Genomic DNA, 18,938 nt, shown 5'->3' on the forward strand with positions numbered 1-18,938 from the left:
ACCGCCAGGTCTTCACCAGCAACGACGAGCGAGCCTCCGCCCTTGCACCCTGGCTGCATGAGTACAACACTCGACGACGCCACACCGCCCTGAAAGGCCTCCCCCCGATCAGCCGTCTGTCACCAACGTCGTGACCGGGTACAGCTAGGGCGCACGGCCCGATCAGACCTGTTGGCTCGTCCCGCGATCGCGGTACTCCTGCTCCGTCACGCGCTTGCCGTGGACCCAGTACTGCACCGAGCCGTCCTCGGCCTCCACGGCCGGCCCGTCGAGCCGGTGCAGCCGCGCCGCCGTGAAGTAGAGGGTGTCGCCGCGGGCGACGATGACCTTGTCGTAGCCGCCCGTGGGGTGGGGGGTCCCGCTTCTCCAGTCAGGCTGCGACGTCACGTTCTGGGATCTCCGAATCTGTGGGTGGACGGCCACGCTCAGGCTACCGGGACGGCCCGCGACACGCCGTCGCCGGGCACGGGGGACCATCCCGACGCCCCGGCCGGGACGGCAGGGGATTGCACGAGCCGCGCGGTCGTGGCAGGGTCGGAGGGTCAGAGCGGTCCAACCACAGCGCCGACTCCGTCATCCGAATGAACCGGAGATGAGTCATGGCGCCCCACTCTGCCCAACCCCGATCCTCGTTCATCGACCGCGACGCACGGACGTCCGAGTTGTTCGACGAGCTCGCCGCAGCCACGTGCGAGGAGGAGAAGGACCGAGTCATCGAGCAGGTGGTCCTGCTCTACCTCGACCTCTGCACGACCATGGCGGGCCGCTACGACGGGCGCGGCATCGAGCACGAGGACCTCGTCCAGGTCGCCCGGCTCGCACTCGTCAAGGCCGTCCGCCGCTACGAGCCCGGCCACGCGCCGTCGTTCGCCGCCTACGCCGTGCCGACCATCTCCGGCGAGCTCAAGCGCTGGTTCCGCGACCGCGGGTGGGTCGTGCGCCCGCCACGGCGCCTCCAAGAGCTGCGGGCCGACCTGCAGGCCGTCCGCTCCGCGCTCGAGCAGGAGCTCGGCACGACACCCACCGACGCCGACCTCGCCGAGGCCGTGGGTACGAGCATCGACCAGGTCCGGGAGGCCTTTGCCGCTGCAACGGGTTTCCGCCCCCTGTCCCTCGACTGCAGCCCCGCCGACGACGAACGGCCAGGACTGGCAGCCTTCCTGGCCTGCCCGGACGACGACCTCGAGGCGGCCGACGACCGCGTCTGCCTCACCCAGGTCCTGAGCGAGCTCGACGACGAGGAGCGCGAGCTGCTGCTCATGCGCTACGTGGACGGCATGACCCAGCGCGAGATCGGCGAGGCCCGCGGCGTCAGCCAGATGCAGGTCTCGCGCCGCCTGCGACGCATCACCACTCGACTTCACGACCAGCTCGACGCCCAGGTCGGCGAAACCCTGGACGGCGGGCTCACCGATGAGGGCCCCGAAGCAGCGGAGGCGGCCGCGCGGCTCAGCCCCGCATCCTGACGCTCACGAGCTGACGGCTCCCGACCGCTGGAATGCGGTCGGGAGCCGTCGCGTCGAGCTGTTGTCGTCGAGCGGTGCGTCAGGCGGCGTCAGGCGGCGTCAGGCGCCCGAGGTGGCGCCTGCCTCGTCGGCATGGCTCTTCGCGCTCTCGGTCACGTCCTGGACCGCGGACGTGCCTTCCTGCTTCACGGTCTGGACCGAGTCCTGGGCCTGGTCCTTGACGGCCTGCACCGCGTCCTGGGCCGGCTCCTTGAGGTGCTCGGCGCTCTCCTGGGCGACCTGCTTGACGGTCGACTGGGCCTCGTCGAGCACCGGCGCCGCTCGATCCTTGACGGCCTCGGCCACCTCGGCCTCCTTGCTGCTCGCAGGCAGCAGCGAGCCCAGGAGCCAACCGGCTCCCAAGGCGACGAGCCCTGCAGCCAAAGGGTTTCCGTGAGCTTGGCGCTTGACGTTGGTGGCCGCCCCGTGGGCCGTGTCCCCCACGCTCGAGGCCATCGACGACGCACTGCCAGAGGTCGTCTGACCGGCGTCCGACGCAGCACCCATGATCTGCTCCCTGAGCCCCACGGCCCGGTCCTTGACCTTGTCGGCGCCCCTGCGTGCCATGTGCCCGGGGGTCACCGACTCCCCGAGTGCGTTGACGTCACGGCTCAGCTCACTGCGGGTGCGCTCGATGTCGGCCCGGATCACGTCCGGGTCGTCACTGGTGGACTGGTAGTTCGTGCTCACAGCGTCTCCTCGTGTCCCTTGAGCGCCTCGGGGACCTGCTTGGTGGTCTCCACGGTGCGCTCCATGCCTTGAATGTTCTTGAGGTCCCGCCGCCCCATGCTGAACAGCACGGCGCCGGTGGCGGCCCACACCGCCATGACGATGACGGCCGCCCAGCCCCGGCTGTTCAGGGCGGACGACATCCACTCCCAGACGGCGATCGAGAGGAAGAGCAGCGCCATCCAGCCGGCGAGCGCAGCACCCCCGAACTTGCCACCGGCCTTGCCGGCCTGCGTCACGGACTGCTTCGCCTCGGCGCGCGCCAGGGCGATCTCCTGCCGCAGCAGGGTCGACAGGCCCTGGCTGACGTCAGCGACGAGCTCACCGATGGAGGCCGACTCGGCCTTCTCGTGACCTGTCTCGTGACCTGTCTCATGCACGGGGTCGAAGCCGGGCTCGGCCGCGACCGGACCGCGGTACTGCCCCTCGGGCAGTGCGGTACTCATCGCGACTCCCCGGAGACCCCCGTGGCCGGTCCGGGGTGGGTGTAGGTGGCGGGGTCGATGCCGGCGTCGACCCGAGTGGGGTCGGTGTCGCTGAGATCGACGGGCTCGGCGACGTATGCCGTGTCGTCACCGTATGCCGCGTCCGTGGCGTATGCCGTCTCGTCACCGTATGCCGCGTCCGTCGCGTATCCCGTGTCAGCGGCATACGCCGTGCCGGCCCTGTAGGTCGCGTCGGCGGAGCTGCTCCGGACGGGCGAGGTCTGGCCGTTGCTGCTGCCGGACGCATCGCTCGTCAGTCCGCGCGTCAGACGGCCGCCGACGAGCCCGAGGATGGCGGCGCCGGCGATGAAGGTGCCGGGCCGACGGCGCGCGAACGTGCGGACCTCGTCGAGGATCTCGCCCGGCTCCCGGCCGTCGAGCCAGCTGGCGGCGGCGTCGAGCCGGGAAGCCCCTTGTCGCGCCAGGTCGGCGGCCATGCCGGACTGGCCCTGCTGGCTCTCGGCCATACCGGAGAGCTCGGTGCCGAGGGAGCGCAGGCCCTGGACGGCGCGCTGCGTCTGCCCGGAGGCCTGGTCGGTGGCTTCACCGGTCAACTGGTCGAAGAGCTGACGCAGCTGCGTCCGCGCCTCGTGGGCGACGTCCTTGGCCTCCGAGGCCGCGGTGGAGGCGACGCTCTTCGTGCTCTCCTTTGCATCCTGGGCCACGGCGCCAGCATGCTCCTTGGCGCCGGCCTCACCCGGCGAGCCGGGGCCGGCGCCGTTTCCGAGGGTTGTGGCCAGCGCTTGGGGGGAATCGATCCGTTCGGTCATTCGATCGGTCATGAGTACGTGGACCCCTTCCGAGATCGGCGCGGGTCCCGAGTCCGGCCCGCTTCTTGAGCGTCGGGATGCTGGGCGCCGTCTTGCCGGATGGTGTACCCCTCTGGCCCGCGCGCAAACGCCGAGGGCCGTCGTGAGTCAGAGACGGTCGAGCAGACCCTGCTTCACTGCGTCCACCAGGGCCCGCGGCCCCTCGAGGACATCCGATGCCCCGGCGTCGCGCAGCTCGGCGTCTCCGAAGCCGCCGGTGCGCAGGCCGAGGGACGGCATGCCGGCAGCCCGCGCCGCGCGTGCGTCCCACGTCGCGTCACCGACCATCACCCCGCTCGTGCCGTGGACCCGGCCCAGTGCCGCGAGGAGCAGGTCGGCCGCCGGCTTGCTCTCCTCGGCGTCGTCGGCCGTGGTCCAGGCGTCTGCCACGGAGCGCCCGTCGAAGAGGTCCAGGAAGGTCTCGACGTGCTGCGGCTGCCCCGAGCTCGCGCACACGACGCGCAGGTCACGCTCCTTGAGCGTCTCCAGGAGGAGGCGGGAGCCGTCGAACGGCCGCACCTCGCCGATGAGCTGGTCGAACTCCTCGGTCCACTGGTCGCGCAGGGCGTCGCCGAGCTCGGTCTCGACATCGCCACCCGCGACCTCGGCCACGAGCTTGTCGCCACCCATGCCGATGGCGCGATGGATGCGCCACAGCGGCGGGTTGAGGTCATGTCGCCCGAACGCGCGGGACCAAGCGAGGGTGTGGTGGTAGTTGCTGTCGACGAGTGTCCCGTCGACGTCAAGGATGACGGTGTCGATCATGGTCGAGACCTACCCAGAGAGAGCGGGTCAGCGTCCGGTGCCGACGTCGACGAGCAGGCGCGCGACGTCCACGACGGGCACGCCGGCCCGCGCGGCCGCCAGATCCAGCCGGTGTCGGGCCTCCACCGGGGAGATCGTGTGGGCCGCGACGAGGACCCCGACCGCCAGGTCGACCACGGCCAGGTCCTCGAGCCGTTCGACGGCTCCGGCGGCCCTGAGCCGGCTGCTGAAGGAGAGGTCCGCGTTGGTGACGGCCCCGGGAGCCCAGGCGCCGAAGAGCCCGGCCAGCTCCTCGTGCCGACCCGTGAAGGTGTCGGCGGCCGCGCCGTAGATGTTGACGCTGCCGACCACGTCCGGTCCGGCGAGAATGGGCAACGACAGCGTGCTGGCCACACCACAGCCCGCGCTCGCGCCCGCGAACAGCAGCCAGCGACCCTCGTCCAGGAGGTCCTCGTGGTCCACCGCGACAACCGCTCCGGTGCCGACGGCCTCCTCGCACGGACCTCCCCCGAGGTACTGCAGGGCATCGAGGCCGGCAAGCGACACCGCGGTGGTGAGGTAGGTGAAGGTGATGTCCTGCTCGAGGACGCTGATGCTGAAGCCCACGAGTCCGGGCACCCGTCGTCCCAGCGCTGCCGCGGCGTCCTCGAGGTCGCGCCCGAGGTCCTCGTCATCGAGCTCGCCCAGGCGACGCAGGGCCTCTCTCGTCTCCGGAATTGGTTCCACACGTCGCCCCTTACCCATTTGCGCAGGAGCTTCGAGGCCCGCGTTGCGTCCCGGGCTGGCGTGGGTAGGTGCACCTCCGGGCGGTGAGAGCGCAGCCGTCCCACGCCATGCTCGAGACGGAGGGAGCACACGGATGAACGACACGACGACCAGGCCTGACGTCGCCGACCACCTGCGCCGGGTGGCCGAGGACTTCGAGCGCCTCGGTGACGAGCTCTCTCGTTCCCCGCAGTCCAACCCCTTCGAGGCCGTCCTGAAGCTGGCCGTAGAACGCATCCCGGCCGCCCACGCCGCCAGCATCACCACGTTCACGCACGAACGGTTCGTCACGGCTGCGGCTACGGACGACGTGGCGCGCCGCGCCGACGGCATCCAGTACGAGCTGGGCTCGGGGCCCTGCCTCGATGCCATCGTCGATCGGGCGATCTACCAGCCGGAGGACCTCGAGACGGACGAGCGCTGGCCCGAGTACGGCCGTCGCGTGGCCGCAGAGCTGGGCCTGCACAGCATGCTGTCCTACCGGATGAGTCTCGAAGCGACGGGCGTCATCGCCGGCATGAACCTGTACGCCCAAGACGTGAACGCCTTCGACGAGCACGACCTGGCGGAGGGCCTGCTCCTCACGACGCATGCCGCGCAGGCCGTGTCGGCAGCCCACCTGCTCGACCGGACGACCAACCTCGAGCGGGCTCTCGTCTCCAACCGTGACATAGCCACGGCCGTGGGCGTCCTCATGGGCCAGCACAAGCTGACGAGGGAGCAGGCCTTCGGCCTGCTCCGGATCGCGAGCCAGAACACGAACCGCAAGCTGCACGAGGTCGCCCTGGACGTCATCGACACGGGCGCCGTCGACGTGTCCCCGCACGGGCGCAGCTAGGCGGTGCCCGCGTCGGGCTGCGGCGTCCGACTAGAGAGTTCCCCGGTCCACGACCTCCTGGGCGATGACGTGCAGCTTCCGGTTCTGCCCCATGCTGGCCTCGCGCAGGCGGTCGAACGCCTCGGCCTCGGTGATCTTGCCTGTCGCCATGAGGACCCCGACCGCTGCACCGATGGTCCGGGAGTGGACGAGGGCGGTCGTCAGGTGGCCGGCCCGCATCTCGGAGGCGTCCAGGCGCTCGAGGGCGTCGAGCAGGTACTCCTCCGTCGTCTCGGGCAGGAACCGCTCGGGCGGCTCCACAGGCGCCGGGTGGGCATGGGGCCGCGACTCCGCCAAGGACTCGGACTGGAACACAGATGCACGGCGCTGGCTCACGGCATACTCCTGTGGCTCTTTCTCGATGGTTACAGGCCGCGGTTCGGGCTCCCGTCCAGCGTACGAAGGGAGGTAGCCCGCTGGCTAGATCCCGGGGCACCGTCGCCATCCGCTTCAGGGCCCTCGCTGGTCGCAGCCCCCGGGGACAGGCGACGATGTCGGTATGGCGAAGTCTGGACGAGGTCCGCGGTTCTTCAAGCGGCGTGGTGACGACCTGACGGTGAAGGACGGCGAAGGGCACAAGTACCGCGCGGTCCTCGAGCGCGTCGACGCCGACAGCACGCAGGAGGACGGCTCCTTCGTCCTCGGCTACTGCAAGAGCTGCGACTGGACGGGTCCGGCCCGGCGCGCGCGGGACAAGGCCCGCAAGGACGCGCTCGCCCATGTCGACGACTGCCCCAGCAAGGGCAAGGTCCGCCTCGGTGTCAGTGAGGGCGACCCGCGCTGAACGCCGGATCGGGTCGTGCCCGGCTCGCCCCGAACGCGCCGTAATCCTCCGAGCCGCACCCTCCGTTCACCCGGCGGCGCTAGGTTCGAGGGGTGGAGGTCGCGGCGGCAAGCGGCGGCCCTGACGAGGAGTGCGCGTGGTGGATCCCCTGTTGGCCGGTGATCGCGCCCCCGCGCCGCGGACCCTCGTCGACGTGCTGGCCGACGTCGCGTCGCGCCACGCAGACGCCCCGGCGCTCGACGACACCCGCCGGGTCCTGACCTACGCGCAGCTCACCGACCAGGCACGACACCTGGCCGTCGAGCTGGCGGCCGCTGGCGTATGCCGTGGGGACCGCGTGGGCGTGCGGGCCCCGTCGGGGACCCTTGACCTCTACGTCGCCGTCCTCGGCATCCTGCACGCCGGGGCGGCCTACGTGCCCGTCGACGTCGACGACCCCCAGGAGCGGGCCGACCTCGTCTTCTCGGAGGCAGCGGTGACGGCCGTGGTCGGGCCGCGCCGACAGGTCACGGTGCCCGCCACCGTCCGGGCCTCTCGGCGCAGCGCCTCTCGATCGCCCAGGCGCGCCCTGCCGCAGGTGGGCGTGGACGACGACGCGTGGGTCATCTTCACCTCGGGCTCGACCGGCGTGCCCAAGGGCGTGGCTGTCTCGCACCGGTCGGCCGCAGCCTTCGTCGACGCTGAGGCCCGGATGTTCCTGCAGGACAGTCCGATCGGGCCGGGTGACCGGGTGCTGGCAGGACTCTCGGTGGCCTTCGACGCCTCGTGCGAGGAGATGTGGCTCGCCTGGGGCCACGGCGCCTGCCTCGTGCCGGCGCCCCGCAGCCTCGTGCGCACCGGCATGGACCTCGGCCCCTGGCTCGTCGCGGAGGAGGTCACGGTCGTGTCGACGGTCCCGACGCTCGCCGCCCTGTGGCCGGCCGAGGCGCTCGAGCCGGTGCGGCTGCTGGTCTTCGGCGGCGAGGCGTGCCCGCCCGAGCTCGCCGAGCGGCTGGTCACCCCGGAGCGTGAGGTGTGGAACACCTACGGCCCGACCGAGGCGACGGTCGTCGCCTGCGGGGCACGCCTCGACGGGACGGCACCGATCCGCATCGGCCTGCCGCTCGACGGCTGGGACCTCGCCGTCGTCGGCCCGGACGACCACCCCGTGGCCGCCGGTGAGACCGGGCAGCTGATCATCGGCGGGGTCGGTCTCGCCCGCTACCTCGACCCGGACAAGGACGCCGAGAAGTACGCCGCGATGCCGACGCTCGGGTGGGACCGTGCCTACCGCTCCGGCGACCTCGTGGTCAACGACCCCGCCGGGCTCGTCTTCGTCGGACGCGCCGACGAGCAGGTCAAGCTCGGCGGCCGCCGGATCGAGCTCGGCGAGATCGACGCGGCCCTGCAGTCCCTCCCCCACGTCTCGGGGGCAGCAGCGGCGGTCCGGACCACAAGCGCCGGCAGCCAGGTGCTCGTCGGCTACGTCGTCCCCGCCTCCGCAAGGACGTTCGACCGGAAGGAAGCGCTCGCCCGGCTCCACGAGGAGCTGCCGGCCGCGCTCGTGCCGGTGCTCGCCCTCGTCGAGACGCTCCCGACCCGCACCTCCGGCAAGGTGGACCGGGACGCCCTGCCGTGGCCACTGGCGGACGCGGACGACGACGACGAGCCGAGCGAGCTGTCCGGCACGGCAGCCTGGCTCGCCGGACACTGGACCGCGGTGCTGGGTACGACCGTGCGATCCACCAAGGCCGACTTCTTCGACCACGGCGGTGGCAGCCTGTCGTCGGCCCGCCTCGTCTCACTGCTGCGCGAGCGCTACCCCACCGTCACCGTCGCCGACGTGCACGCCCGCCCCCGTCTCGGCGCCCAGGCCGACCTCCTCGACACCATGGACGCCGCGGACGGGTCGAGGGTCGACCGCACGGTGCGGCGCATCCCCCGCCGGACCCAGCTCGTGCAGACGGTCGTGTCGGTCGTCCTCCTCTCGGTCAAGGGCCTGCAGTGGCTCGTGGCCCTGGCCACCCTGACCGAGCTGCTGCGGCTCTCCGGGCTCGCCGAGTGGTCCGTGCCGGTGTCGTGGTGGACCCTGGCCGTCGGATGGGTCGCGTTCATCAGCCCGCTGGGGCGGATGGGCCTGTCCGCCCTGGCCGCTCGCGCACTGCTCGCCGGGGTGCGCCCCGGCAGCTACCCGCGGGGCGGGAGCGTGCAGCTGCGGCTCTGGGCCGCTGAGCGTTTCGCCGACGCGATGGGGGCCATCACGATGGCCGGCGCTCCCTGGATCATCTACTACGCGCGGATGCTCGGCGCCTCGATCGGCCCGGGCGTCGACCTCCACTCGGTACCGCCGATCACGGGCATGCTGACGATCGGGGCAGGGGCCAGCATCGAGCCCGAGGTCGACCTCTCCGGCTACTGGATCGACGGGGACGTCGTGCACGTCGGCCCGGTCCACATCGGGCGCGAGGCCGTCGTCGGCGCCCGCAGCACCATCGGGCCCGACGTCCACATCGGCCGCGAGGTCGTCGTCGAAGCCGGCTCCACGGTGCTGAGGTCCGTGCGCCCCGGACGCGTCGTGGCCGGCTCGCCCGCACAGCGCGTGTCCGCTCCGGGCCGCCCCGGGTGGCCCGACACGCGGCCCCCCGAGGCCCGGGCCTGGCTGGCGGTCTACGGGATCTCCGGTGTCGTCCTGTCGATCCTGCCCTTCCTCGCGCTGCTCCCCGGGGTGCTGCTGCTCGGCGGTCCCGTGGGGCGGGCGCAGACCCAGGACGTGGTCGGCACGGCATACGCGGCGGTGCCCCTCGTCACGGTCCTCGCCCTGGTCACCCTCGCAGCGGTCACCATCGTGCTCGTACGCCTCCTGGGCCTCGGGCTGCGGGAGGGCTACCACCCGGTGCGGAGCCGGGTCGGATGGCAGGTGTGGGCCATCGAGCGACTGCTCGACCAGGCCCGCACGCTGCTCTTCCCCATCTACGCGAGCCTCGTCACGCCATGGTGGCTGCGTGCCCTGGGAGCCAAGGTCGGACGTGACGTCGAGGCCTCGACGGTGCTCCTGCTGCCGTCGATGACGTCGATCGCGGACGGGGCCTTCCTCGCCGACGACACCATGGTCGCCGGCTACGAGCTCGCCCGTGGCTGGGTGCACATCGCTCCCGCCAAGATCGGCAGGCGCGCCTTCCTCGGCAACAGCGGGATGACGGCGCCGGGCCGACGGGTGCCCAAGCACGGACTCGTCGCGGTGCTCTCTGCGGCGCCGCAGAAGTCGAAGCCGGGGTCGAGCTGGCTCGGCAGCCCGCCGGTCCGGCTGCGACGGCCACCGCAGGGCTCCGACGACGAGCGGACCTTCGCACCACCCTTGCGGCTCAAGGTGCTCCGGGGGCTCGTCGAGCTGTGCCGGATCGTGCCGGTCATGGTGACCGTGGCGATCGCGACCAGCGTCCTCATCGCCCTCCAGTGGCTCGTGAGCCTCGTCGGACTCGCCGGAGCCGCAGCCCTCGGCGGCGTCGTCCTCACGCTCGCCGGGGCCGTCGCCGCCGCCGTGACGACGCTGGCGAAGTGGGTCGTCGTCGGCCGCATCGGTGCCGTCGAGCACCCGCTGTGGAGCTCGTTCGTCTGGCGCAACGAGGTCGTCGACACGTTCGTCGAGATGGTCGCCGGCCCGTGGTTCGCGTGGACGGCGACCGGCACGCCCGCCATCAACGTCTGGCTGCGCAGCCTCGGGGCACGGATCGGGCACGGTGTCTGGTGTGAGACGTACTGGCTGCCGGAGGCGGACCTCGTGACGCTGGGCCACGGGGCCACCGTCAACCGGGGCTGCGTTCTCCAGACCCACCTCTTCCATGATCGAATCATGAGCATGGACACCGTGACGCTCGAGGACGGAGCCACGCTCGGCCCCAACGGGGTCATCCTCCCGGCGGCCAGCATCGGCAGGGCTGCCACGGTCGGTCCCGGCTCGCTCGTGCTCCGGGGTGAGGCCGTGCCGCACGGGACCCGCTGGACGGGCAACCCGATCGCGTCGTGGCGCGGCGGCGCCCTCAGCGTCGAGCGCGGTCCCGCGCCCCCACCTTCTCCGCTGGGAACCGACGCCCCATGAGCGGCAGCGTCGCCCAACAGGTCCACGCGCTCGCCGACCGCTACACGCCCGACCGGGGCGACCCGGCATACGTCGTGACGCACTACGACCTCGACCTCGACTACAAGGTGTCGACCAACCGCCTTTCGGGGCGGGCGGTCCTCGACGTCACCGCGCTCGAGGACGTGCGCCGGCTCGTCGTCGACCTCGTCGGCCTGCGCGTGCTCAAGGTCTCGGTCGGCGGCGCCCCTGCCAAGTGGGTCCACCGCGGCCCCCGCGTCCACGTCACCCCGCCCGCACCGCTCCCCCGCGGTTGCCGCACCCAGGTCGCGATCACGTATGCCGGCACGCCCCGTCCCGCGGCCACGCTCTGGGGCGACGTCGGGTGGGAGGAGCTCACCGAGGGGGCCCTCGTCGCCGCGCAGCCCAACGGCGCCCCCACGTGGTTCCCGTGCAACGACCACCCGAGCACCAAGGCCACCTACCGGATCGCCTTCGAGTCCGACTCGCCCTACGACGTCGTGGCGACCGGGACCCTCGTGGAGACCCGGGTCCGTGGGAGCCGGACGCGACGCGTCTTCGAGCAGCACGTCCCGATGGCGACCTACCTCGCGTCGGTCCATGTCGGTCGCTACGTCCGACGGGCACTCGTCGGGACGAACGTGCCGATCGCGGTGGTGCTGCCCGCGATCCACGAGCGGGACGTCATGCACGACCTGGCCCGCCTGCCCGAGATGACCCGGCTCTTCGGGTCGCTCTTCGGGGCCTATCCCTTCGCCGACTACACCGTCGTCGTCACGGCCGACGACCTCGAGATCCCCCTGGAGGCGCACGCGCTGGCCTCGTTCGGGCCCAACTGGCTCGACGGACGCCGACGCCACGAGCGCCTCGTCGCCCACGAGCTGGCCCACCAGTGGTTCGGCAACAGCCTCACGCCGGCGACGTGGGCCGACATCTGGCTCAACGAGGGGTTCGCCTGCTACGCGGAGTGGCTCTGGGCCGAGCACGCCGACGGCGTCCCGGTCCGTGCGAGCGCGCAGACCCACTGGTCACGCCTCGCCCGGCTGCCCCAGGACCTCGTCCTCGCCGACCCGGGCCCGGTCCTGATGTTCGACGATCGCGTCTACAAGCGGGGAGCCCTCACCCTGCACGCCCTGCGCCTCCAGATCGGCGACGGCGTCTTCTTCGAGCTGCTGCGCGACTGGGTGCAGAGCCACCGGCACGGGTCGGTGACCACGGACGAGTTCGTCGACCTCGTCGACGTGCACGTGCGGCGTGCGTCGGGCGCTGCGGGTGGTCCGGCCGCCGAACAGGCGCAAGCCCTCCTCTACCGCTGGCTGTGGGCGACTCCCGTCCCCCGACTCGAACCGGCCGCCGGGGGCTGGTGACCGGCGACGCCGTCGCCCTCAGTGGCGCCGGACCTCGAACCCGCCCGGCCCTGACGTGAGGGCCACCGCGGCCGCACACCCGGCGGGCGCGTCGACGTCCATCACCGTCAGGCACGGCATACCCGGCACGATCTCGGTGGGGACGCCGGGGCGCGGGGTCAGGAACGTGGTCGGGTCGACGCGCAGCCCGACGCCCAGGGCCTTGAGGGCGGCCTCCTTGCGCACCCACGACGCGGCATCGGACGGGGCAACAGACGGGGCGACCGACGGGGCGACGGACGGGGCGACCGACGGGGCGCCGGACGGGGCACCGGCGGCGCCGCGCTCGCGCGCGTGCAGGGCCACACCCCCGAAGCCCTCGAACTGCGCTCGGCCGGCCTGCTCGACGTCGATCCCGACGGGCCCCGAGCGACTGAGCGCGAGGGCGACGACGGAGCCCGCGCGGCTCAGGGACAGGTGGAGGCCGGGGTCGTCGACGAGGAGAGGCCGGCCGTGCTGGCGAGCGCAGTCGGGACAGGTCCGGTCGAAACGCAGGGACTCCGGGGGCCGGTCCAGGAGGAGGCCGATCTGCGTCCTCACCAGCAGGTGGAGCGCGAGGTAGGACCTCGCCGAGGGCGCGTCGACGAACCGGGCCCACCGCTCGCGTTCGTGCTCGTCGAGCGCGCCTGCGTCGTCCACTCCCGGTGCAGGCGCACGCTCGACGCCCGTGTCGCGCAGCCAGACGTCGACGACCGCGTCACCCATCCGTCGGCGCGGCCGGCGTGACGTCACCGCGGCCGGCGTCGTCGCGCCGCGCGAACGCCAGGCGATCGCGCGCAGCGTGCTCGACGAGCACCGGCACGAAGGCGCGGACCGGACCCGTCAGCTCGGAGTGGGCCAGCCGCACTGCCGCCTCGACGACATCGGCATCCAGCTCGGGGAAGTGCTCCTGCAGCCTCAGCCGGACATCGGCCAGGGCCTTCATCTCGTCGGCGCGGTCCACGCCTCAAGGATCAGGGTGCCGCGGCCGCTCCCGCAAGGCTTTGCCAGAACGCGCCTCCGGCCCCCTGCTCGGTCTCTGACCCGACGCCCGCCCCGCTGCACGGCCCGGGCCTGATCTCAGCCGGGCTCCCGATGGCGCCGACCCCCTCCCCGGTCGGCGCCATCGGCCTCGAGTCAGCCGTGACGGGCGCTGGGCTCCCCGGCGTCCTGACCGCACCGGACGAGCCAACGCAGCTCGCTCCGATGCTCGAGTCCCAGCTTTGCCAGCACCGAGCCCATGTGGGTCTTGACGGTCGCGGTGCCGATGCCGAGCGTGGCCGCGATCGCCGCGTTGCCGGGATCGCCGTGCGGGCCGGTCACGAGGTCGACGACGGCGCGCTCCCGGGGCGAGAGAGCCTGGAGCGGATCGGGTCGTCGGTCTGGTGAGGACCCGAGGTCGGCATGGCCTCCGAGCCGCGTGACCAGGGCGGCCTGGACCTCGAAGCAGCGGCGGCTCAGCGCGGCCACCCGGGGCGCGACGTCGTTGCCGTCACCAAGGCGCTCGATGTCGCCTGCCAACGACGTGAGTGCCGACACCGCGTGGTTGACGGCCATGAGCCTCCCCGCACGACCGGTGTCCTGGAGCTCCGGGTAGACCACTCCGAGGTTCAGCCGCCGGCTCGGGCTCGCGGCGCGAATGCGGTCGAGGACGACGGCGGCCAGCCACGTCATCGCGGCCACGACCTCGTCCGTCATGACGGCCGGGGTGTCGGACAAGGCCCCGAGGAGACCGACGACCCCGTCCTCGCCCAGCATGGGCACGATCAGGGCGTCGGCGGACGGCTCCCCGTCGCCGAACCGGACGCCGCGGTTGAGCAGGGCCCCACGGTCGTCCTGGTACCGGTAGGGCTTGCCCGACGCGACCACCCACGCCACCACTCCGGCGGGACCGTAGGTCATGGTGCCGGTCTCGGCATACCTGCCGTTGCTGAACAGGTAGGGGTAGGAGATCCGCCGGTCGTCCTCCTGGATCAGCGCCACGTAGAAGTCGTCGAGCGCGGTGATGGCCCCGACGGCCGCCCGGCACGCGTCGTACACCGCGAAGACGTCGGCCCGGTCCGCCTCGTGGATCACCTGGTCGGCAAACCGCAGTGCTCGGATCGTGGGGTCGCTCAACGCCATGGCCTCATGCCTTCCGCTGCTCGTCCTGGGCTGGGTGCACAAGCCCATCCTGACGAGACGGCAGGACGGGCGGGGCCACGCTAGTACGTCAACCCGCGTCTTCGGGGAGGTTCCTCACGAAACTCCTCCACCCGAGGAGGACTCTCCCACTCCCCCGGTGGTGGATCCCGCGGTGGGCCGACAACCGGCACCATGGCAGAGCCGATTGCTGGCTCGTTGCTGTCGAGTGGGAGACGGGAGCTTCGAGCCGCCAGGGCGGCTTGGTGCCACAGGGGGGCATGCCGTCACGGCCAGCCTCGTCCCACGGCGGACGAGTTGCGACAGCCCCGGTTCTCGACCCCTGGGGAGGGGCGGCGAGGACCGGGGCACCTCTGCGCTTCCCGGCTGGTCGGGCCAGGCGCCTCGGCCGGCGCTGCCGTCTGCGGACATCTCATCCACTTGAGGGGAGGTGGTCTGCGCTCCCCTCGTCATACGTTGGCGCCATGGGAACAGCCCACGCCCCGCCGCGCCCGAGCGGAGCGGGTGCACATGGCGCTCGACTGCTGGCCTGGGCAGACGACCTGCAGCGACGCCACGGCCTCCTCGGCTTCCCCTATGCGGTCATCCGAAAGTACGGCGACGACGCCGGTGGCCGGCAGGCAGCGCTCATCACCTACTACGGGTTCCTCAGCATCTTTCCCCTTCTCCTCGTCGCGGTGTCGGTCCTCGCCAAGGTTCTCGTCGACCACGCCACCCTGCGGACCGACATGGAGGAGGCCCTGGTCCCCCTTCCTCTCCAGGAGACCGTCGAGTCCGCGCTGACCTCGATGCCGTCGTCCGGACTACCGCTCGCCCTGGGTGTCGTCGGTCTGCTGTTCGCCGGCACCGGGGTGGTCTTCTCGGCCTACGAGACCCTGAACCACGTGGCGGGAGTCCCCGTGCGTTCACGCTTCGGGTTCGTCGCGCGCTACGCCCGGGTGCTGATGATGGTGGTCATGGTGGTGGCAGCAGGTCTCGTCGTCGCCGCACTCACCGTGGCCGCAGCGGCGCTGCCCGACATCGTGGTGCTGCAACGGGTCTCCGCGGCTGCCTCCACGGCCGTGGTCGTCTTCTTCGTCCTCGTCAGTGCCGCCAAGGTGCTCCTGGCGCGCACCGTGCTGCTGCGCGACGCCTGGCCGGCGGCAGCGGGGGGTGCCTTGGCCGTCACGATCGTGCTCACCGCCGGCGCCGGACTCCTGGCGGCCCTCATCTCCAGAGCGGGCCCGATCTACGGGAGCTTCGCCACCGTGGCCGGCGTGTTCGCGCTGCTCTACCTCGTCAGCCAGGCCCTGGTCTACTCCGCCGAGACAGCGGTGGTGCGCCACCACCGACTCTGGCCACGAGCACTCGACAGCACGCGACCGACAGCAGCCGATGTTCGCGCGCTGCGGCTCCTGGCCACCGAGCAGGAGCGTCTCGCGGCGGAGCGGGTCGACGTCAGGTTCGAGCGGCCCGCTTCGTGAGGGTCAGAGGTACCCGTGCTTCTCGAGCCATCGGTAGGCGAAGAAGCCTTCCGTTGCAGGGAGATAGAAGGTGGCCACGCGCCAGATGACGGTGGCCGCCATGGCTGCGTCGCTGGCCGCTCCGAGCGGCACGAGAAGCCCGACCATGAGCGCCTCCGAGACCCCGATGCCGCCCGGGACGGGGACGACTCCCTGGAACAGGCTGGTCGCCACGACGACGACAACACAGGGCGTCAGGCCGAGCGGTGACCCCACGGCATACAGAGCCGCCCAGAGGATGAGCCCCCACATCAGCTGGATCAGCAACTGGCTGCCGAAGAGACCGATGGCTCGCGACGGTGACCGCATCAGCCGGGCGAAGGCGGACCAGGCGGACGTCAGCACCGGCAACACGCGTTCCCGCAGCCGCGTCAGCCTCCACACCGTGACCATCACGACCGCGAGGACGAGCAGCACGACCGCGAGCACCGCGCGCCAGTCCACCTCACCGAGAGAGGTCGCCGAGAGGTCCACGGACACCGCGCCGGTCCCGAACGCGACGAGGAGGATCGCCAGCTGGGCGATGAAGCCGGACAGGCCGTCGATGCCACCCTGGGTCACGGCGAGCGTGGGCGACACCCCGTACTTGCACAGGAAGGCGGCGTTCATCGTCACCCGCCCAGCCACACCGGGGACGGCGAACGAGATGAACGCGATGGCACTCTGCAGGACGGTCGCCGGGCGCAGGGGAAGTGAACGACCGACCGAGAACATCATGGATGCCGCCTGGGGAAGGAACGCCACCTGGCCCAGGGCGACGGCACAGACCAGGACCCACCAGATGGCGTCCTGCAGCTCGACCCACAGCTGCGCGTAGTCCACTCCGGCCAGCACCGGGATCATGGCGCCGGCGAAGAGCAGCAGGACGGTCAGCAACACCAGCTCTCGTGGACCGACGCGCCGGAGCCTGACCGGCTCGGGCTCCGGGACCCCGGTCTCCTGCACGACGCGAGATCGCAGCTCCTTCAGGTCCCGAGCCGTGCTCCGCGGATGCCGCCGCTCGCGCGACGCCAGAGCGGGGGTCTGCAGATACGGCAGCGACGCACCCAGCCGCTGGACGCCGACCGCCCGGCGCGCCGTCGTCACGGCCCGCTCGACCCCCACGAGCTGCGCCAGTCCGAACAGCAGCCGTGCCGTGTCGAGCCGCTTCTCGCGCTCGTCGGGGTGCAGCGAGCCCGCCGCGAAGTCCACGATGACCAGTCCGCCCTCGTCGCGGCGGACGGCACGCACGTCCAGCGCGCCGTGGCTGATACCGAGGTCGTGCAGCCGCGCCACGTCCTGCCACAGCCGGACCAGTTCGGGATCGGCCAACGCCTCGACGTCGGCGGGCTCCAGCTGGTCCAGCCGAGTCCCACGACGGCGGGTGGCCAGGATCGCGACCTCGCCGGAGGTGCTGGCGGCCGCCAGCACCTCCGGCACCGGCACGCCGGCACGGTGGGCGAGCAGGGTCACGAGCGCTTCGTGCTCCGCGGCCTGCAGCCGCGAGACGGTCAGCCCGCCGGCCTCGCCCCGGTAGACGAGCATCCGCCACGCTCGCGCCGCGAGCTGCGAGTCGGCGGCGTCGCGACCGAAGGCCTTGATCTCCACCGGCACACCGTCGCTCGTGGTGCCGACCATCCGGCGCACCCCCCACGACTGGTCCGGGTCGGTCCTGAGATCCGTCAGCGTGAAGCCGAGGTCCCTCATGGCCTCGGCCACCGACGCCACGGCCGGATAACCCCGAGGGGAGCCGAACGCCAGCAGGATGACGCCCGCGCTCACCATGCCGATACCGAGCGCGCCGACCGACCCACTGGGCAGCCCGAACCCCAGCACCGTCGCGGCCACACCGGTCATCACGACGAGGACCCACCCCAGGCGGCGGACCGGTCTGGTCAGGTGCGGCGAGGCGGCCAGCAGCATCGCCGACACCGCGGCAACACGCAGGACCGGGAACTGCGGCAGCACGGGCCCGGCGGCATACTCCGGAAAGAGGGTCGGCCAGAGCCGGCTGAACGCCGCCATGCACCCGATGGTGCCCAGAGCCGCGATGGCGCCGGCTGCCAGGACGTCCCGCAGTGCGGCTGCGCGGTGGGACGTCGCGAGCACGACGACCATGCCGACCGTGTAGACGAGGACGCCTGTGCTGACGAGATGGAGCAGCGAGACGACCCACGACGGGAGCGTCGTGACAGGGGCCGTCGAGGAGTCCTGCGCGCCGGCCTGTCCGTGAGCCCGGACCGCCCAGCCGACGAGCAGGGCGCCGACGACGACGGAGGTCAGGTCGCTCGCCCGCCGGACCCGCGGCAGGTCGTCGACGGCGACGAGGTAGTGGGAGCGGCGCAACGTGGGGCGGCCCGCGACCACAGGCCACCCCACGCCCGACATCGCCGATCAGCGGCGGTCGCGGCGGTCTTCGCGCCGGTCCTCCCGGCGGTCACCACGACGGTGCATCCCGTGCGCGACGACGACGGCGCCGCCCACGGCGGCCACCGTCCTTCTCCTGCGCCTGGCTGCGAGTGGCATGTCAGGATCCTTCCTCTTCGTCGGACTCCATGGCGGCGACGATCGCCTGGATGGGGATGCGCCCAGACGCCACCAGCTGGCCCCCCGCGTGCCTGACGGCGGCGCCGAAGGGTGCAGCCCACAGGTTCTCCCACACGAGGACGGCCGCCGAGCTGCCCGGCTCGATCGTCTCCATGAGGTCGGCGACGTCCTGCTCACTGAGCAACATCGCCAACTCCGTTTCGTATGAACGGAGCTCGCCGATCTCGCTGTCATCGAGGTCGGATGCCTCGAAGGCCTCCACGCTGCCGTCCTCGTCCTTCTTGAGGAAGAGCAGGTCCAGTACCCGGATGAGGTCGCGATCCACGTAGTCCTTGAGGATGGGGGCCACCTCGCCGTTGAGCTTGCTGCCAGGGAACTCCACGACGAGCCAATCCACCGGACCGAGCTCGTCGACGTTGACCGTCATGTCATTTTCTCCTTGTCGTGTGCGTCCAGATGTCGTTCCGTATGCCGGACCGCGAGACCCGAGGCCCGTTCACGGCCGTCCTCGGGACGACCACCACGTCGTGGCGCAGCCCCCTTCGCGACCGGCTGTGGTGGCGACAACGCTAGGAGCGGTGCGGAGGCG

The 18,938-nt window shown here is 71.9% G+C and carries 19 protein-coding genes; 7 read left to right on the plus strand and 12 right to left on the minus strand.

The annotated features are described in order from the left end of the window. The coding region (locus AB4030_RS19080; RefSeq protein WP_442279706.1) for an integrase core domain-containing protein at positions 1-134 on the plus strand (134 nt) is incomplete at its 5' end. Between the two features lie 28 nt (positions 135-162). Here the strand turns inward: AB4030_RS19080 and AB4030_RS19085 are convergent. Continuing rightward, complete coding sequence (locus AB4030_RS19085; RefSeq protein WP_442280790.1) at positions 163-387, minus strand: hypothetical protein; 225 nt, start codon at positions 385-387, stop codon at positions 163-165. A gap of 212 nt (positions 388-599) precedes the next feature. Between AB4030_RS19085 and AB4030_RS19090 the strand changes: the two genes are divergently transcribed. Then, entirely contained in the window at positions 600-1,466 is an 867-nt protein-coding gene (locus AB4030_RS19090) for a sigma-70 family RNA polymerase sigma factor (RefSeq protein ID WP_442280791.1), read from the plus strand. A gap of 99 nt (positions 1,467-1,565) precedes the next feature. Here the strand turns inward: AB4030_RS19090 and AB4030_RS19095 are convergent, their stop codons facing one another. The 5 genes from AB4030_RS19095 to AB4030_RS19115 form a co-directional block, all read right to left on the minus strand. Continuing rightward, the gene (locus AB4030_RS19095; protein WP_442280792.1) at positions 1,566-2,195 is read right to left on the minus strand and encodes a DUF3618 domain-containing protein; all 630 of its coding nucleotides are present in this window, start codon (positions 2,193-2,195) and stop codon (positions 1,566-1,568) included. Further along, complete coding sequence (locus AB4030_RS19100) at positions 2,192-2,680, minus strand: phage holin family protein (protein ID WP_442280793.1); 489 nt, start codon at positions 2,678-2,680, stop codon at positions 2,192-2,194. Before AB4030_RS19100 ends, AB4030_RS19095 begins: the two co-directional genes overlap by 4 nt. After that, positions 2,677-3,384: a hypothetical protein gene (locus AB4030_RS19105; protein ID WP_442280794.1), complete on the minus strand. Its 708-nt coding sequence runs from the start codon at positions 3,382-3,384 to the stop codon at positions 2,677-2,679. The genes AB4030_RS19100 and AB4030_RS19105 overlap by 4 nt, the downstream gene beginning before the upstream one ends. Positions 3,385-3,636: 252 nt before the next feature. After that, positions 3,637-4,293, minus strand: a complete 657-nt coding sequence (locus AB4030_RS19110) for an HAD family hydrolase (RefSeq protein ID WP_442280795.1) — start codon at positions 4,291-4,293, stop codon at positions 3,637-3,639. Positions 4,294-4,320: 27 nt separating this feature from the next. Then, a complete protein-coding gene (locus AB4030_RS19115) occupies positions 4,321-5,019 on the minus strand; it encodes an ANTAR domain-containing protein (RefSeq protein ID WP_442280796.1) in 699 nt (232 codons plus the stop codon). A gap of 133 nt (positions 5,020-5,152) precedes the next feature. Here AB4030_RS19115 and AB4030_RS19120 point away from each other — a divergent pair, with 133 nt between their 5' ends. Continuing rightward, the gene (locus AB4030_RS19120; protein ID WP_442280797.1) at positions 5,153-5,896 is read left to right on the plus strand and encodes an ANTAR domain-containing protein; all 744 of its coding nucleotides are present in this window, start codon (positions 5,153-5,155) and stop codon (positions 5,894-5,896) included. A gap of 30 nt (positions 5,897-5,926) precedes the next feature. Here AB4030_RS19120 and AB4030_RS19125 read toward each other — a convergent pair whose 3' ends face one another. Beyond that, positions 5,927-6,271, minus strand: a complete 345-nt coding sequence (locus AB4030_RS19125) for an ANTAR domain-containing protein (RefSeq protein WP_442280798.1) — start codon at positions 6,269-6,271, stop codon at positions 5,927-5,929. 163 nt (positions 6,272-6,434) lie between these two features. Between AB4030_RS19125 and AB4030_RS19130 the strand changes: the two genes are divergently transcribed. The 3 genes from AB4030_RS19130 to AB4030_RS19140 all read left to right on the plus strand — a co-directional run bounded on the left by AB4030_RS19130 (position 6,435) and on the right by AB4030_RS19140 (position 12,161). Further along, positions 6,435-6,719, plus strand: a complete 285-nt coding sequence (locus tag AB4030_RS19130; RefSeq protein ID WP_442280799.1) for a hypothetical protein — start codon at positions 6,435-6,437, stop codon at positions 6,717-6,719. 136 nt (positions 6,720-6,855) lie between these two features. Further along, complete coding sequence (locus AB4030_RS19135; protein WP_442280800.1) at positions 6,856-10,794, plus strand: Pls/PosA family non-ribosomal peptide synthetase; 3,939 nt, start codon at positions 6,856-6,858, stop codon at positions 10,792-10,794. After that, positions 10,791-12,161, plus strand: coding sequence for a M1 family metallopeptidase (locus tag AB4030_RS19140; RefSeq protein ID WP_442280801.1), 1,371 nt, complete (start codon positions 10,791-10,793; stop codon positions 12,159-12,161). Before AB4030_RS19135 ends, AB4030_RS19140 begins: the two co-directional genes overlap by 4 nt. An 18-nt stretch (positions 12,162-12,179) precedes the next feature. Here AB4030_RS19140 and AB4030_RS19145 read toward each other — a convergent pair whose 3' ends face one another. The 3 genes from AB4030_RS19145 to AB4030_RS19155 all read right to left on the minus strand — a co-directional run bounded on the left by AB4030_RS19145 (position 12,180) and on the right by AB4030_RS19155 (position 14,303). Further along, the gene (locus tag AB4030_RS19145) at positions 12,180-12,932 is read right to left on the minus strand and encodes a 4'-phosphopantetheinyl transferase family protein (protein ID WP_442280802.1); all 753 of its coding nucleotides are present in this window, start codon (positions 12,930-12,932) and stop codon (positions 12,180-12,182) included. Next, positions 12,898-13,143: a three-helix bundle dimerization domain-containing protein gene (locus tag AB4030_RS19150; protein ID WP_442280803.1), complete on the minus strand. Its 246-nt coding sequence runs from the start codon at positions 13,141-13,143 to the stop codon at positions 12,898-12,900. The genes AB4030_RS19145 and AB4030_RS19150 overlap by 35 nt, the downstream gene beginning before the upstream one ends. Before the next feature lie 173 nt (positions 13,144-13,316). Then, on the minus strand, positions 13,317-14,303 hold the full coding sequence (locus AB4030_RS19155) for a LuxR C-terminal-related transcriptional regulator (protein WP_442280804.1): 987 nt from the start codon (positions 14,301-14,303) through the stop codon (positions 13,317-13,319). A gap of 482 nt (positions 14,304-14,785) precedes the next feature. Here AB4030_RS19155 and AB4030_RS19160 point away from each other — a divergent pair, with 482 nt between their 5' ends. Next, positions 14,786-15,784 carry a YihY/virulence factor BrkB family protein gene (locus AB4030_RS19160; protein ID WP_442280805.1) on the plus strand — a complete coding sequence of 333 codons (999 nt, stop codon included), beginning with the start codon at positions 14,786-14,788 and terminating at the stop codon, positions 15,782-15,784. A gap of 3 nt (positions 15,785-15,787) precedes the next feature. Here AB4030_RS19160 and AB4030_RS19165 read toward each other — a convergent pair whose 3' ends face one another. Further along, entirely contained in the window at positions 15,788-18,181 is a 2,394-nt protein-coding gene (locus AB4030_RS19165; RefSeq protein WP_442280806.1) for a lysylphosphatidylglycerol synthase domain-containing protein, read from the minus strand. 148 nt (positions 18,182-18,329) lie between these two features. Beyond that, complete coding sequence (locus AB4030_RS19170) at positions 18,330-18,776, minus strand: DUF6325 family protein (protein ID WP_442280807.1); 447 nt, start codon at positions 18,774-18,776, stop codon at positions 18,330-18,332. Positions 18,777-18,938: the final 162 nt, after the last annotated feature.

Source organism: Terrabacter sp. 2YAF2 (genome assembly GCF_052114705.1).
Taxonomy (GTDB): domain Bacteria; phylum Actinomycetota; class Actinomycetes; order Actinomycetales; family Dermatophilaceae; genus Terrabacter.

Coding starts and splice junctions, on each gene's coding strand:
- AB4030_RS19090 (WP_442280791.1), top strand. CDS start 600: ATGGCGCCCCACTCTGCCCAACCCCGATCCTCGTTCATCGACCGCGAC.
- AB4030_RS19100 (WP_442280793.1), bottom strand. CDS start 2,680: ATGAGTACCGCACTGCCCGAGGGGCAGTACCGCGGTCCGGTCGCGGCC.
- AB4030_RS19110 (WP_442280795.1), bottom strand. CDS start 4,293: ATGATCGACACCGTCATCCTTGACGTCGACGGGACACTCGTCGACAGC.
- AB4030_RS19120 (WP_442280797.1), top strand. CDS start 5,153: ATGAACGACACGACGACCAGGCCTGACGTCGCCGACCACCTGCGCCGG.
- AB4030_RS19130 (WP_442280799.1), top strand. CDS start 6,435: ATGGCGAAGTCTGGACGAGGTCCGCGGTTCTTCAAGCGGCGTGGTGAC.
- AB4030_RS19140 (WP_442280801.1), top strand. CDS start 10,791: ATGAGCGGCAGCGTCGCCCAACAGGTCCACGCGCTCGCCGACCGCTAC.
- AB4030_RS19155 (WP_442280804.1), bottom strand. CDS start 14,303: ATGGCGTTGAGCGACCCCACGATCCGAGCACTGCGGTTTGCCGACCAG.
- AB4030_RS19160 (WP_442280805.1), top strand. CDS start 14,786: ATGGGAACAGCCCACGCCCCGCCGCGCCCGAGCGGAGCGGGTGCACAT.
- AB4030_RS19170 (WP_442280807.1), bottom strand. CDS start 18,776: ATGACGGTCAACGTCGACGAGCTCGGTCCGGTGGATTGGCTCGTCGTG.